Source organism: Clostridium coskatii (genome assembly GCF_001675205.1).
GTDB lineage: Bacteria > Bacillota > Clostridia > Clostridiales > Clostridiaceae > Clostridium_B > Clostridium_B ljungdahlii.
Map to the genome: position 1 here is coordinate 39,742 of NZ_LROR01000026.1, position 13,942 is coordinate 53,683.

The following is a 13,942-nucleotide window of genomic DNA, read 5'->3' on the forward strand; positions in this document are numbered from 1 at the left end:
TTCTCCTTCTTAAAAACATTTCTATACATACTTCAATTTAGTCATGTTTTTTCTTAAATGTAAAATTGCTCTGCTGTGAAGTTGACATACCCTAGACTCGGATACATTTAATATATGACCTATTTCCTTTAAAGTCAACTTTTCATAATAGTATAGAGTAATAACTAAATTATCTTTTTCATTTAAAAGATCTAATGCTTTGGCTAAATATTCTAGCATTTCTTTTTTCTCCAGACTTTTTTCTGGACTTGGACTTTTAGTATCTTCTACAGTTCCCATAAGTGGAATATCATCATCTTCAGAAAATATCAAATCTTCTAGAGATACTATAGATATATAGTTTATATAATTTTCAATTTCCATCATTTTTTTCAAGGGCATACCTAGTTCATTTGCTATTTCTTCACTTGATGGCTCTCTTCCTAGTTTAGTACGAAGGGAATCCATAGCTGCATTGTATTTATTAAGCTTGTCCATGGCGCCTTTAGAAATAGGGCTATTTCTCCTAAGTTCATCTATCATAGAACCTTTTATTCTTATTGACGCATAAGTAGAAAATTTCATTCCCCTGTCTTTATCAAACTTGTTTATTGCATCAATAAGCCCTAACATTCCATAACTAACTAAATCCTCATATTCAATGTATTTGGTCTTTCCTATTATAACCCTAGAAGCAATGTATTTTACTAGAGGAAGATATTTTTTTACCAATTCTTCTTTTATATCTAATTTATCCGCCAAAGCCATATTTTAATCCTCCTTTGCTCCTTTATTTATGTGCTGTCTCATAATTTGAAATAATACCCTTATTATTCTTTCTCTACTGTTCTTGTCCATATCTATAAAAGATAATCCACAGGTCAATTTACTTTCATCCTTGTTGTTACTAATTCTAACTAGTTTTCCTTTTAAAGTTAAACTGTCATTTTCCATTGGAATCGTCACTATAATAATATCTCCACGTTTTAATTTATCTTTCATTTTTACATCTACTACTATTTTCATTCCGCCGCCACTCATGTCTACAGAACACGCTTTAAACACTTCAACTTGATCATTTAAGTGATATAAGTCCTTTTCTAAAGGAAACATGGCACACAGCACATCTAAGATCAAAGGTACTCTTACAAAATTCCGCCTTTGGCAAATTTGAACTTTCTCAGGTTTCTTCAACATAATCATAAGTATTCTCTCTATTTTACGCCCTACAACCACAGTACTAAATTTGTATACATTTTTCCCATCATAATATATAACATGCACCTTTTCACCTTTTGAAAGAGGCATATACTTATGATTGTTTACGGGTATGCTTATACTTATACAATCCTCTGACACATCCTGAATATTACTTTTATATATTTCATTGTCCACGTCTATTTCAATTCTGCTATTAACTGTAAACTCAATATTGGAATTCATCTTATTCCTTCTCCTTATGAAAAAGTATTAAAAATCTTTTTAAACAAATCCTGTATACTACTTTTCCTGCTGTCTATTTCAGTTCCTGACAACTTGCTAGCTATTAAATTTATATCCTTAGAAGCTTGAGAGTTGGGGTAATTTATCAAAAATGGTACTTGATTTCTAACTGCCTGAACAAGTTTTTTGTCTTCTAATATGCAGCCGAGATATTTTATTTCCACATTTAAAAATTTATCTACTACACTTTTAAATTTATTAAAGGTTTTCTGCCCTTCTTCAACATTAGAAGCTTTGTTTATAATTACTTGTACAAAATCATTTAATTTAAAATAACTTACAGCTTTTGCTAAACTATATGCATCCGTAAGCGATGTAGGTTCTGGTGTAGTAATTATAATAAGTTCCTGACAACAGGCAATAAATCCTAGCACATCTCTATTTATTCCAGCACCTGTATCTAATATTATATAATCCAAATCTTCTAGCAAAGATACCTTTTTTATAAATTCTTTTTTCTGGGATTTTGTTATATCTGCAATTTTTGAAATTCCTCTTCCACCTGGAAGTAATTTTACTCCAAAAGGTCCTTGTATGATAACCTCTTCTATATTTTTATTCTTACATATGGCATCATATACACTATATTTAGGTAAGCATCCCATTAAAACATCGTCATTACCCATTCCCATATCTGCATCAAATATAAGTACATTTTTTTTCATCTTCTGTAGTGCTATAGATACATTTACTACAAAATTACTCTTTCCAACTCCCCCTTTTCCAGAAGTAACAGTTATTATCCTAGGCTTTTTACTGCTAGGTACTTTTTCTTTTCTTGCCTTTTTGTCCTCTTGAGCTAATTTTCTAAGCTCTTCAGCTTGGTCTAGCATATAATATCCTCCCCAAGTACAAGTTTAACTAATTCCTCTGTATTCATAACCTTTATATCTTCTGGAACATTTTGTCCTGTAGTAACAAAACTTATAGGTTTTTTTGCGGCTTGTAAAATATTTAATATAGATCCATAAGTAGATGTTTCATCTAATTTAGTTATTATCACATTATTATAATTAAGCTCCTTGTATCCCTCTACTATCACATCTATATCTCTATTTTTAGTAGTACAACTTATAACTAAATGTATATTGTCCGTATTTACCTTATCTATAAATGCCCTAAGTTCTGATATCTGCATCTTATTTTTACTGCTTCTTCCTGTAGTATCTATTAAAATCACATCACAGTCTGACATATTCTCTATAGCTTTTCCCATGTCCTTTATAGTAAATACTACTTGAAAAGGTATATTCATTATATCTGCATAAGTCTTAAGTTGTTCTACTGCACCTATTCTATAGGTATCTATAGTTATAAGTCCTACTTTTTTCTTTTCAATAAGAGAAAGCTTTCCTGCAAGTTTAGCAATAGTAGTAGTTTTTCCAACACCTGTAGGTCCAACTAATACTACTATGTTTTCAAGTGCTTTATCTTCTACTTTTATCATACTTGTAACTACTTCTTTTAACTTTTCCTCTTCATCCCTATCATCTTCTATTATATTTACTCCATTTAAAATTGTGCTCACTACTTTACTGTTAAAATCACTATTTTCAAGCTTTATCTGAAATGCACTTTTTCCTACATTTCCATAAGATCCTTTCATCATTTCATTTAACATGCCTTTCATCTGCTGCATTTCTTTTATAATAGAGTCATTATTTTTATCCACTATATTATTTTCATAATTACACTCTGATGTATTATAATTTTCTTTAGCATCATTATCTATAATTTTATCACCTTTTATATCATTACATAAGGTGTTATTTTTCATTTTATCATTTACAAGTTTTTTTATTGCTGCAATACTATCTTGCATATCTTCTTCACGGTTGTTTTGCTTTTTCTTGTTGTCTACAGCTGCAGTGACCTCTAAAATTTTTCTAGAGAAAAAACCTAATATGCCAGGTTTTCTTATTTTTCTCTGACTTATTATTACGGCTTCCTTCCCAAGTTCATACCTAATTCTCGTAATAGCTTCATTCATATTATTGACTTTATATCTTTTAATGATCATTATATTGAAACCACTCCTTCGGTTTTTATCTCTACATCATTTGGTATTTCATTTAATGATAATACATTTACCGATGGAAATACCATTTCAATTAATCTCCTGAAAGGTGCTCTTATATTAGGTGAAACTAAAATTATAGGTTGATTTTCATAAAAATAGACTGATTCTAGTAAACTTTTAATTGAATTTAATATCTTACTCGTAGTATCCGGATCTACTGCCGGGAAAGAACCCTGCATTGACTTTTGAATATTGCTCCCTATCAAATCCTCTAATTGTTTAGATAAAGTAACTACTGTTATAACTCCATTTTCATCTATAAGTGAATTGCATATACTTCTTCCTAATGCAAATCTAACATACTCTGTAAGTACTTCTATATCTTTTGTATTTCTTGAATTATCTGCAAGAGATTCCATAATAGTTACCATATCCTTTATAGAAACCCTTTCTCTTAAAAGATTTTGCAGCACCTTTTGAAGTTCTCCTATAGTAAGAAGGTCTGGTATGAGTTCCTCCACTACAGTAGGATATTTTTCCTTCACAGAATCCACAATAAGCTTAACTTCCTGTCTCCCAAGTAATTCATAAGAATGATTTTTAATTGACTCTGTAAGATGAGTTACCATAACCGTAGTAGGATCCACTACTGTAAGTCCTTTTATTTCTGCTTCTTCTCTTTGATCTTTATTTATCCATATAGCAGGGAGTCCAAAAGATGGTTCTGTAGTGCTTATTCCTTGAATATCACTGTTTGAATTAGTAGGGTCCATACATAGAAGCATATTTGGCATAAGCTCTCCTTTTGCAATTACTGTACCCCTTATTTTTATTACATAACTATTAGTATTTAACTGCAAATTATCCCTAATTCTAATTGGTTGAACTACTATCCCCATTTCAATAGCACACTGCCTTCTCACAGAGGTTATCCTCTGAAGTAGATCTCCTCCTGAACTCTCGTCTGCCAGTGGTATTAATCCATATCCTATTTCCACTTCCATAGGTTCCACAGATATTAAGTTCATTACATTTTCTGGTTCTTTATTTTCTATTTGAGTTATTTCCTGTTGTTTTATTTCCTGCTGCTGCATATTATGCTGCACTTCATCTTTATAAAGCATATATGCAGCTATCATACAAGCTACTGATAAAATTAAGAACGCTATATGAGGAAGACCAGGCACTATGGCTAGAAACAGCAGCACTGCACCTGCAATAGCAATTACTTTAGGGAATCCTGTCAACTGCTTAATAGCAAGAGTACCAAAACCTTCGGCACTTCCTGAACGGGTGACAAGTATACCTGAAGCTGTAGATATAAGTAGTGCTGGAACCTGAGATACAAGTCCATCACCTATACTAAGCTTTGCATAAGTTTGGGCAGCTTCAGAAGCCCCAAGTCCTTTAATTACTATACCTATTACAATACCTGCTATTACATTTATTACTACAATTAAAAGCGATGCAACAGCATCTCCTTTTACAAATTTAGATGCACCATCCATAGCTCCATAAAAGCTTGCTTCTTCTTGAAGTTTTTCTCTCTTATCTTTAGCACCTTTTTCATCAATTAAACCAGAGTTTAAATCTGCATCTATACTCATTTGTTTTCCTGGCATTGCATCTAAAGTAAATCTTGCAGAAACTTCCGCAACTCTGCCAGAACCATTTGTTATTACAACAAACTGTATGATAATTATAATCAAAAATATTATTACTCCTACTATATAATTGTCTCCCACTACAAAGCTGCCAAAAGCATTTATAACTTCCCCTGCATATCCATCTCTAAGTATAAGTCTTGTAGAGGATATATTTAAAGCCAATCTAAAAATTGTAGTTATTAAAAGTAAAGTAGGAAATATAGAAAATTGTAATACTTCCGTAGTAAACAAGGTTAAAAGTATAATTATTATAGATAATGTTATATTAAATGAAATCAATACATCTAAAAGTCCTGCGGGCATTGGAATTATAATCATAAACACTACTGTAATAACTACTAATGCCATTATTATATCTAAGTTATCTTTTAGTCTAAACTTTTTTTTACTTCTTTCCAAAATATCACCTCATCTTGTAAACCAACGCAAGTATTTCCGCCACTGCCTGATACATCTCAGCTGGTATTTCCATATCAATTTCAACTTCTTTATATATAAGCCTTGCAAGTGGCCTGTTTTCAATTATTGGCACATCATTGTCCTTTGCTATTTCTTTTATCTTAAGGGCTACAGCATCTAATCCCTTTGCCACAAGGACAGGTGCATTCTGCCCCTCTTCATATTTTAAAGCCACAGCAACATGAGTAGGATTTGTAACTACTACAGTAGCCTTTGGAACTTCCTGCATCATTCTTCGCATAGCTAATTCTCTCTGTTTTTGTCTTCTCTTGCCCTTTATTTGTGGATCTCCTTCATCTTGTTTAAATTCTTCTTTAATTTCCTGCTTTGACATCCTAAGGTCTTTATTATATTGATATCTTTGAAACATATAATCAAGAATTGCAATTATAAGCATAATTAAAGTTATTCTAAAAAATATACCCACAGCTAAGCTTCCTATAGCCTTTGCTACAGCCCTAGAGTCCAATTGACCTAAGTTCAATATATACATATAATTGTCTTTTATAAATTTGTACCCTACGTATCCTACTATAGACACTATAGCGGTATCCTTCAAAAGTTCCATGACAGACCTAGCAGAAAACATTCTTTTAAATCCACTTATAGGATTTAATTTTGAAAAGTCTGGTTTTAAAGTTTCAAAAGTTATAAGCCCTCTTGTTTGAACCATATTGGCCAATACTCCTATCGCAAGTATTGGAAGTGCTATAGGTAGAAAAACTATAGCTATTCTCCATATGGTTATAAACATTATTTTATTTACACTACTGTAATTAAGCGATGTATTTATATAGTCATTTAAAAAAGCTACCATTGTGGAACCAAGAGATGTTCCAACATATCCTCCTAGAACTGCTATAACTAAAGTTGATGCAAGCAGTGTCATAGTAAGTCCTATTTCCTTACTTCTAGCTATCTGACCTTTTTTCCTAGAATCACTTTTCTTTTTAGGAGTAGCCTCTTCTGTCTTATCATCTTTTGCAAATATCAAAAGCAGTGGCAATGCCTTATAAAGACCGTCTATGGAATTAGGTATAGCTGTAAATAAATTTTCTATTAATTTAAGAAAAATTGGAAGTGCAAAACAAAATGATGCAAACCCTATCAGTACTTTAACAGGCAGTCCCAATATCATTATATTTAACTGCGGAACTGTTCTAGCTATAAGTGACATTGTTAAATCTGTAAATAGGAGTATTAAAACTATAGGTATTCCTATTTGAATTGCAATGCCAAAATACTCTATGAAGGCTTTAAAAATTATATTAATTGAAGCTTGATTTAAAAAGAAACTTCCAAGTTTTATTACGCTAAAACTTTGAATTAAAGATTTTATAAGCATATGGTGTCCATCTACTATAAAGAAAATAACCAAACTAAACCAATAAAGTAAATGTTCAACTAAAGTAGTATTACTATTTGAAGTAGGATCAAACATACTAACCATAGCAAATCCCATTTGCATATCCATAAGATTTCCAGCTATTCTCACCATAGAAAAACACAAGCTAGTTAAAAATCCAAGGGTAAGACCTGCTGCTGCCTCATTTAAGCAATTCATTACAAAAAACATTGTATTATCTATACTGCTTATAGAAGAGTAATCTATACCTGGCATCAATATATATGCCATAACTACTGTTAGTCCCACTTTAACTACATTTGGAATTCCACTTGGGAAAAATATTGGAACCAATATGAAAAAAGAAAAAATTCTTATTGATACTAAAATTAAGGCGGTAAAATATAATGTATTTATCAATTTATTCCTCTCCAATTATACTTTGCAGCAATGTTCATTGTGTTATATGGGCTATATACGTAAAAATTCTCTCAGTAAAAGCTACAACCTGCTGTAACATCCAGCTTCCTGTAATAAGTCCTATTACAGCCACTGCAATAAGCTTAGGTACAAAAGTAAGTGTTTGCTCCTGTATCTGAGTAGTTGCCTGAAATATACTTATTATAAGACCTACCACCACTGAAACTATAAGTATGGGAGCTCCTACTATAAGTCCCGTTTGTACTGCATCTTTTATAATACCAATTACCATATTTTCACTCATTCAATTCACCTCATGAAAAACTTACAATTAAAGATTTTACAAGTAAATACCATCCATCTACCATTACAAATAAAAGTAGTTTAAATGCCAGAGATATCATAGTTGGTGGGAGCATGAACATTCCCATGGCCATAAGTACACTTGATACCACCATATCTATTACCATAAACGGTATATAAATTAAGAATCCTATTTCAAAGGCAGTTTTAAGCTCACTTATCATATAGGCCGGAACTACTACATAGAGTGGTGCATTTTGTCCATCTGCAGTAACCTTGTAATTTAATTTAGCTTGGTCTATGAATAACTGTAAATCCTTTTTATATGTCTGCTTAAGCATGAAACTCCTAATTGGTTTAGCCCCTTCATCTATTGCCTGCTGCTGGGTTATTTTATTTTGCATGTAGGGCTCAATGGCATTTGTATTCATTTTTGAATAAACAGGATACATAATAAAAATTGTCATGAATAGTGCAAGTCCAATCAAAATTGAATTTGGGGGGGACTGCTGTGTTCCCATAGCACTTCTTAAAAAACCAAATACCACTATAATTCTTACAAAACTCGTCATCATCATTACAAAAGATGGAAGCAATGTTATAACTGTCAGAAATATAAGCAATTTTATATTTTGTACATACTGCTGTGGAGTAGAAGTACCTGCATTATCCATAGATACATTTATATTTGGTATAGGCATCGTCTGTGATGCATCTGGAGCTGCATATACACTATGTGCTTTGAAAACAAGAATGACAAATATTAAAATTGAAATAGTTATAAAAATCTTTTTATCTCTTCTGTTCATCATTTATCTTCCTTTTTATCTATAAGTTTTTTTAAAGTTAACTTGCCACTTGCTCTTTTAACTAATTGCTCCATTCCTGATCTTGTATAAAAATCTTTTAAATTTTTATATTCTGGTATAGTACTTCTATTTTTGAACTCCGAAACTTCTTCTTCATTCAATTCATATATTATTTCAATTTTTCCTGATGCAGAAGATACAACATGCATTTTTTCTCCTATTTTTACTACAAGTAAACTATTTTCTTTTGACAGTTGCTCTCTTTCCATTATTCTTATAAATTTACCCTTTTGAACATTCTTAAGTTTTTCTCCACCATATTTTGCAGAAATATATATTAAAAAAATTACAAATAGAAGAGCTATTACTGTTCTAAAAATCATCCACATAAATTGTAAATCCATTTATATTCTCCTTTTTAGGATAAACTCATAAAAGTACTATTGAATTATAATGTCTGTGAAATATACATTGTTTAGCTGTCCCTTTTCCAGCATAGGATTTATTTTTTGAATTATTTCCAATTTTATATTGTTCATATTTTTAGCACTTATATCTGCTGCTTTCTTTGTTCTTAAAATTTCAATAACTGCATCAGTTACAATTGGTTTTTTTGCAGTCAATTCAGACGTAAGTTTTTTATCATTAAATCCCAGATAAACTGCAACCTTTAAATATCTATTTCCACCTTCATCTGCCAAGTTCACTGTAACCTCATCAAGTTGAAAAGTTTGGGAAGATACAACCTGATCTAATGAATTTACAACTGTTCCAGCAGTTTGTCCATTACTTACAATCTGCTGAGTATTAACCTGTTGTACAGTATTTTTAGCAGTGCTTTTTTTGTCTTTTATGAAATTATTATATCCAAAAAAGGCTCCTCCTGCTACCACTGCCAGTATTAATATACCTATAGCAATAATTTTAATTTTAGATGAACCTTTTTTTTCTGCTTTATTTTCCATAGTGTATCCCCCTTACTTAATAGTTAATAGTTAATAATTAATAATTATTAATTATTAATTATTAACTATTAATTATTAATTAATCAAAATTTCCTGTGTATATTTTTCTTTTATATTTTATTACTTTTTCTACTATTTCCTCATTAGATTCTTTTACTAAATATTTTTTGCCATTAGTTAAAGTTATTAAACTTTCAGGTATAGCCTCTAATTTTTCTATAGTATCTGCATTTATAATAAATTCTTTATTGTCGAGTCCAGTTAATTTTATCATAAAAACCCTCCTAAATGTACTGTTATATATTATATTATAATTCCAATTTGAGTTCATATGTACAATTTTTTCATTTAGCAGGAGTTAAAAACGTCATATTTATTCTAAAAAATAATTTTTTAGTGATAGGTGGCAATATTTCACTAACTTTGTCACCTATCACCTTTTACTAAAGATCACATAACAAAGAATAAATACTAGATTAATGATAATCATTATTTAAACTTTGATATTTGAACTTTAAGCTTTAATTATGTCTATCTCTTCAAATTAACCAAATCCTCTAGTATAGTGTCATCTGTAGTTATTATCTTTCCATTAGCTTGAAAAGCTCTGGTAGCTACTATCATATCTGTAAATTGTTGCGCTAAATCTACATTTGACATTTCAAGAGCTCCTTGATTAAGAGAACCATAATTTGTACCAGGGGTTCCATAAGCTGCATCACCTGAGTTTGGAGATGATTCATACAAATTTCCTCCATCCTTTACAAGACCCCCTTCATTTTGAAAAGAAGCTAGTGCTATTCGTCCCACCTGATGTGAACCAAGCGCAGTTTTTACAGTTATAATTCCCGTTGATGGCCCCACAGACCAAGAAGTAACCTTTTCATTATCCGCAGTAGTCTGATCTGCAGGAGCAGTATCAACTGCACCATCCTTAGTATAATACTGAGCAATTTGAAGACATTTGGGGGGTACAATATTACTAGTATCTGTTCCAGAAGCAGTATCTGTAATTGCACCAGTTTTATCATCTACATTATATCCCATAACGTGGTAACCATCTTGGGTCAAAAGATTACCTGCTTCATCTAAAGTAAAAGCTCCATCTCTTGTATAATAATAACTTTTACTAGTAGTATCACTAGCATTGCCGCCATTAGCATTGCTGACATCTCCGTCAGGGCTAACTACAAAATAGCTTCCTCCCTTATTCGCCATAAAATCCAAACTTCTATTTGTAGTTTGACTACTTCCTGCAGTAAAATCCGTATTTATCCCTGCTACTTTAACTCCAAGGCCACTTTGTCTCGCATTTATTCCTCCAAGACCGCCATCTACTGGTGCACTTGGATCAGAAAGATTTTGACTCAGCATATCTTCAAAAATCATATTTTTAGATTTAAAACCCGTAGTAGATGAATTTGCTATGTTATCTGATGTTACATTTAACTTTTGCTGATTTACTCTAAGTCCGCTAATTGCTGTATATAATGATGGTAACATATTTTTTCCTCCAATTTTTTTATTAATGTATTGTTGTTCTGCTTCTTTCACTCCACAGAACATGGCTTCCACTTGGGTCCAGCCACTTTTTATACTATTACTAAACTATCTATGTTAGTAAATACATTGTCGCTATTTGAATTCTTATCCAGTGCTGTAATTACTGTTCTATTTTTTATAGATATAATAAATATTGAATTTTTATAAAGCAATGCAGATTCACTACATCCTTTATTTTCTGCCTTATTTATGGCAGAATTTATATTTTTCATATCATTTTCATTTAAGTTTATATTTCTACTTCTTAGCCTTTCTGCAGCATGATTTGATATAGTAAAGCCTGAATCTTTATTAATTTCACTAGTTAAAGTATCCTTAAAGGATATTTTACTTTTAGAATCATTCAAATTATTTTTTATACTATTTTTCTCGTTACATACTGCTTTTAAATTTGCTGCAAAATACAACTTGCCATTAATAACCCTATAGCCCATAGATATTCACCTTCTTATCTATGAATTTTCTACATCTGAAACATCCTTAAAATCAAAATCCTTTGTACTTCCGTCTGAAAGTTTTACTTTTACTGTTATTCCACCAAATAGTCTTGATACTGATTGTACAACCCCGCTGTAATTATTTCCACTGGAATCTTTATCATCTAAATTAACCTTTTTTCCTATAAGTGAAGTTGCATTTAACAACATATTACTACTAACAGTGAAATTAGTTGTATCTCCTAAATCAACAATCTTTTCTGCATCATCTATATTGAACTTTTCATATTTATCAACCATATTTCCATCTTTGTCTTTTTCCTGTCCCATAAGCACATTAAGCTCTATATCATCTCCATCTTTAATAACTCCAACTACCTGTCCACTTACATTATTTCCCTGGTCATCTGTATCACTAAAGGTCACATATTTATTCATAAGTGAGTTTGCAGTCCCCATCTTAGTTGAACTATTTAAGTTTGCCATCTGTTCTAGAGATGAAAATTGTGCCAGCTGACTTATATACTGAGTTGAACTTTGAGAATCACTGCTAGTTGGATCCTGATTTGCAAGCTCTGCAGATAGTATTTTTAAAAACATATTTTTATCTATGTCATTATTCTTTTTAACTACTTTAGTTCCATTTGAAGTATTATTTGAAGTATTATCGGTAGAAATAGGATAAGAATAACTTTTCTGATTGGTACTATTGTTATCTGTACCTGATGCCGGATCAATAGCCATTTTTTTCCTCCTTTATTAAATTTAAAACTAGGCCAGCATATTTACGTTGCTGTCACTGTAATAGTCATTTTTCTCTGGATCATCTTCCTCCTGTATGCTATTTACAGTTAAAGTTCTATTTCTTTTTTCATTATCTTGATTCTGTCTTCCATTATCTCCATTTTTGAAGAAAGTTGTGTCTTCATGATATAAGTTCAATGAAAAGCTCTGGACTTTTATGTCATTATTCTGAAGCTTATTTGACAAATCCTGCATATTTGAATTTAAGAGATTATAGGCATCTTTGTTTGAAGCTGTGAGAACTGCTTTCATCTTTCCTTCTTCCATAACAAGATTTATAGTTATATCTCCCAATTCCCTAGGGTTAATTTTAACAGTTAACTGTTTCACATTATTTAAATCCATATACTTAAGTGTTTTTATCATATCTGAATTAAAAGTAGCTTTATTTAAATTAAGACTTTGAGCATCAGTAGCATTTACAAGTATATTTCCTCCCTTGACGTTATTAAATTGCGTCATAAAGTTAACTGCTTTAGAAATTTTATTGTCCTTAGTATCTTCTCCATCACTGCCTAGTATTTTATTCAATATATCAGTGTTTTTACTGTTACCACCTGTAGAATTTTTATTACCATTTGAAGAATTTTGAAGAGAACTACCTGTTGTATCTAAATTCTCTATCATTTGTCTATTTTGGCTTATAATTTGGAATAAATTATTTGTTGATACATTCTTTCCCGAATTTAAATTGTCTGCTAGTTTTGGATTTAACTTTTGTAAAAGTTCAGTGTATATTTGAGATTTTAAATCACTTATATCATTTCCAGATGAATTTGACATAACATTAGATAACTTGGACATAATATTATCTGCTATTTTTTTAGAAAGCTTTTGAGTAAGTTGTCCACTTTTATCAAATTTATTTAGAATATCCACTAGGAAATCAAGTTTCTTATCTAATGTCTTATTTAAGACATCTTTAACGTTACCTGATACATCTTTATTTGAAGTATCACTAAGACTTTTAGATATTTCCTGATTTAAACTAGATTGTAGAGAATCTCCATTTGTTGAAACATTTGAAATTTCACTGCTTAATTCTTTGGTTACCATATTTAGAAAATCATTGGATTTACTTTGAATACCCTGATTATTTCCAAATAGCAAACTTAAAAGTGAAAGTACACTGTTCTTATCTATACTGCCATCTTTAATCTTCTGTTTAATATCTGCTATCTCCTCATCTGTAAATCCAGCTTTCCTTAAATAAGTTTCAATTTTAGAATCATCATTTTGTTCATTATCTACAGCATTTTTATTTTCGCTATTGGAATTTGATGATTGTACCTTTGTTGTATTTTTATCCACACTTACGTTATTATTTTTATCTATAGATTCATTAGATGCTTTATACGTAGTGTCTTTAGTATCAACCTTATTGTTATCATTACTGCTGTTGGATTTAACAAAAGAAGCAAAGCCATTATTTTCACTTGAAGAACTTGATTGAACTTTTGGTGACTGTACATTCATAGAAGACATGAAATTTAATCCATTTACGTTCATTTATTTCACCTCCTTTCAAAATAAAAAATTATTAGGCGTTTGCGAAACGCTGTAACCCGCATAAATGCGGGATATTTTTTGTCGTAAAATAAAATAACTCCTCACTGATTTATGGTAAAATTGAATTGTAAAGAAACAAAATCACCATATACCTCAGAA

Annotated in this window: 15 protein-coding genes; all 15 read right to left on the reverse strand. The window is 30.9% G+C overall.

The window, feature by feature from the left end:
• Nucleotides 1-21 precede the first annotated feature (21 nt).
• Nucleotides 22-747 (reverse strand): FliA/WhiG family RNA polymerase sigma factor, encoded by a 726-nt coding sequence (locus CLCOS_RS02295; RefSeq protein WP_013237706.1) that lies wholly within the window; start codon nucleotides 745-747, stop codon nucleotides 22-24.
• 3 nt (nucleotides 748-750) lie between these two features.
• The gene (locus CLCOS_RS02300) at nucleotides 751-1,422 is read right to left on the reverse strand and encodes a flagellar brake protein (protein ID WP_013237705.1); all 672 of its coding nucleotides are present in this window, start codon (nucleotides 1,420-1,422) and stop codon (nucleotides 751-753) included.
• Nucleotides 1,423-1,436: 14 nt separating this feature from the next.
• Nucleotides 1,437-2,315 (reverse strand): MinD/ParA family protein, encoded by an 879-nt coding sequence (locus tag CLCOS_RS02305; protein ID WP_013237704.1) that lies wholly within the window; start codon nucleotides 2,313-2,315, stop codon nucleotides 1,437-1,439.
• Nucleotides 2,309-3,502 carry a flagellar biosynthesis protein FlhF gene (gene flhF / locus CLCOS_RS02310; protein WP_063602214.1) on the reverse strand — a complete coding sequence of 398 codons (1,194 nt, stop codon included), beginning with the start codon at nucleotides 3,500-3,502 and terminating at the stop codon, nucleotides 2,309-2,311. Before flhF ends, CLCOS_RS02305 begins: the two co-directional genes overlap by 7 nt.
• Complete coding sequence (flhA, locus tag CLCOS_RS02315) at nucleotides 3,502-5,517, reverse strand: flagellar biosynthesis protein FlhA (protein ID WP_430392607.1); 2,016 nt, start codon at nucleotides 5,515-5,517, stop codon at nucleotides 3,502-3,504. The genes flhF and flhA overlap by 1 nt, the downstream gene beginning before the upstream one ends.
• 55 nt (nucleotides 5,518-5,572) lie before the next feature.
• Nucleotides 5,573-7,393 carry a fused FliR family export protein/FlhB family type III secretion system protein gene (locus CLCOS_RS02320; RefSeq protein ID WP_063602216.1) on the reverse strand — a complete coding sequence of 607 codons (1,821 nt, stop codon included), beginning with the start codon at nucleotides 7,391-7,393 and terminating at the stop codon, nucleotides 5,573-5,575.
• Between the two features lie 34 nt (nucleotides 7,394-7,427).
• Nucleotides 7,428-7,697 carry a flagellar biosynthesis protein FliQ gene (gene fliQ, locus CLCOS_RS02325; RefSeq protein WP_013237700.1) on the reverse strand — a complete coding sequence of 90 codons (270 nt, stop codon included), beginning with the start codon at nucleotides 7,695-7,697 and terminating at the stop codon, nucleotides 7,428-7,430.
• A 10-nt stretch (nucleotides 7,698-7,707) separates the two neighbouring features.
• The gene (gene fliP / locus CLCOS_RS02330) at nucleotides 7,708-8,508 is read right to left on the reverse strand and encodes a flagellar type III secretion system pore protein FliP (protein ID WP_153042897.1); all 801 of its coding nucleotides are present in this window, start codon (nucleotides 8,506-8,508) and stop codon (nucleotides 7,708-7,710) included.
• Nucleotides 8,505-8,909, reverse strand: coding sequence for a flagellar biosynthetic protein FliO (locus CLCOS_RS02335; protein ID WP_013237698.1), 405 nt, complete (start codon nucleotides 8,907-8,909; stop codon nucleotides 8,505-8,507). The genes fliP and CLCOS_RS02335 overlap by 4 nt, the downstream gene beginning before the upstream one ends.
• Before the next feature lie 36 nt (nucleotides 8,910-8,945).
• Nucleotides 8,946-9,470: a flagellar basal body-associated FliL family protein gene (locus CLCOS_RS02340; protein WP_063602218.1), complete on the reverse strand. Its 525-nt coding sequence runs from the start codon at nucleotides 9,468-9,470 to the stop codon at nucleotides 8,946-8,948.
• 79 nt (nucleotides 9,471-9,549) lie between these two features.
• Nucleotides 9,550-9,744 carry a flagellar FlbD family protein gene (locus CLCOS_RS02345; protein ID WP_063602219.1) on the reverse strand — a complete coding sequence of 65 codons (195 nt, stop codon included), beginning with the start codon at nucleotides 9,742-9,744 and terminating at the stop codon, nucleotides 9,550-9,552.
• Between the two features lie 257 nt (nucleotides 9,745-10,001).
• Nucleotides 10,002-10,973, reverse strand: a complete 972-nt coding sequence (locus CLCOS_RS02350) for a flagellar hook-basal body protein (RefSeq protein WP_063602224.1) — start codon at nucleotides 10,971-10,973, stop codon at nucleotides 10,002-10,004.
• Nucleotides 10,974-11,062: 89 nt separating this feature from the next.
• A complete protein-coding gene (locus CLCOS_RS02355) occupies nucleotides 11,063-11,467 on the reverse strand; it encodes a TIGR02530 family flagellar biosynthesis protein (RefSeq protein WP_063602220.1) in 405 nt (134 codons plus the stop codon).
• Between the two features lie 18 nt (nucleotides 11,468-11,485).
• Nucleotides 11,486-12,214 carry a flagellar hook capping FlgD N-terminal domain-containing protein gene (locus CLCOS_RS02360; RefSeq protein ID WP_063602221.1) on the reverse strand — a complete coding sequence of 243 codons (729 nt, stop codon included), beginning with the start codon at nucleotides 12,212-12,214 and terminating at the stop codon, nucleotides 11,486-11,488.
• Nucleotides 12,215-12,241: 27 nt separating this feature from the next.
• A complete protein-coding gene (locus CLCOS_RS02365) occupies nucleotides 12,242-13,783 on the reverse strand; it encodes a flagellar hook-length control protein FliK (protein WP_082853615.1) in 1,542 nt (513 codons plus the stop codon).
• Between the last annotated feature and the right edge of the window lie 159 nt (nucleotides 13,784-13,942).

What these genes read in the sequence shown, in the direction of transcription:
- CLCOS_RS02360 (WP_063602221.1), bottom strand. Translation starts at nt 12,214, where the DNA reads ATGGCTATTGATCCGGCATCAGGTACAGATAACAATAGTACCAATCAG.
- fliQ (WP_013237700.1), bottom strand. Translation starts at nt 7,697, where the DNA reads ATGAGTGAAAATATGGTAATTGGTATTATAAAAGATGCAGTACAAACG.
- flhA (WP_430392607.1), bottom strand. Translation starts at nt 5,517, where the DNA reads ATGGCATTAGTAGTTATTACAGTAGTGTTTATGATTATAATTCCAATG.
- CLCOS_RS02345 (WP_063602219.1), bottom strand. Translation starts at nt 9,744, where the DNA reads ATGATAAAATTAACTGGACTCGACAATAAAGAATTTATTATAAATGCA.
- CLCOS_RS02305 (WP_013237704.1), bottom strand. Translation starts at nt 2,315, where the DNA reads ATGCTAGACCAAGCTGAAGAGCTTAGAAAATTAGCTCAAGAGGACAAA.
- CLCOS_RS02365 (WP_082853615.1), bottom strand. Translation starts at nt 13,783, where the DNA reads ATGAACGTAAATGGATTAAATTTCATGTCTTCTATGAATGTACAGTCA.
- flhF (WP_063602214.1), bottom strand. Translation starts at nt 3,502, where the DNA reads ATGATCATTAAAAGATATAAAGTCAATAATATGAATGAAGCTATTACG.
- CLCOS_RS02335 (WP_013237698.1), bottom strand. Translation starts at nt 8,909, where the DNA reads ATGGATTTACAATTTATGTGGATGATTTTTAGAACAGTAATAGCTCTT.
- CLCOS_RS02300 (WP_013237705.1), bottom strand. Translation starts at nt 1,422, where the DNA reads ATGAATTCCAATATTGAGTTTACAGTTAATAGCAGAATTGAAATAGAC.
- CLCOS_RS02340 (WP_063602218.1), bottom strand. Translation starts at nt 9,470, where the DNA reads ATGGAAAATAAAGCAGAAAAAAAAGGTTCATCTAAAATTAAAATTATT.
- CLCOS_RS02355 (WP_063602220.1), bottom strand. Translation starts at nt 11,467, where the DNA reads ATGGGCTATAGGGTTATTAATGGCAAGTTGTATTTTGCAGCAAATTTA.
- CLCOS_RS02350 (WP_063602224.1), bottom strand. Translation starts at nt 10,973, where the DNA reads ATGTTACCATCATTATATACAGCAATTAGCGGACTTAGAGTAAATCAG.
- CLCOS_RS02295 (WP_013237706.1), bottom strand. Translation starts at nt 747, where the DNA reads ATGGCTTTGGCGGATAAATTAGATATAAAAGAAGAATTGGTAAAAAAA.
- fliP (WP_153042897.1), bottom strand. Translation starts at nt 8,508, where the DNA reads ATGATGAACAGAAGAGATAAAAAGATTTTTATAACTATTTCAATTTTA.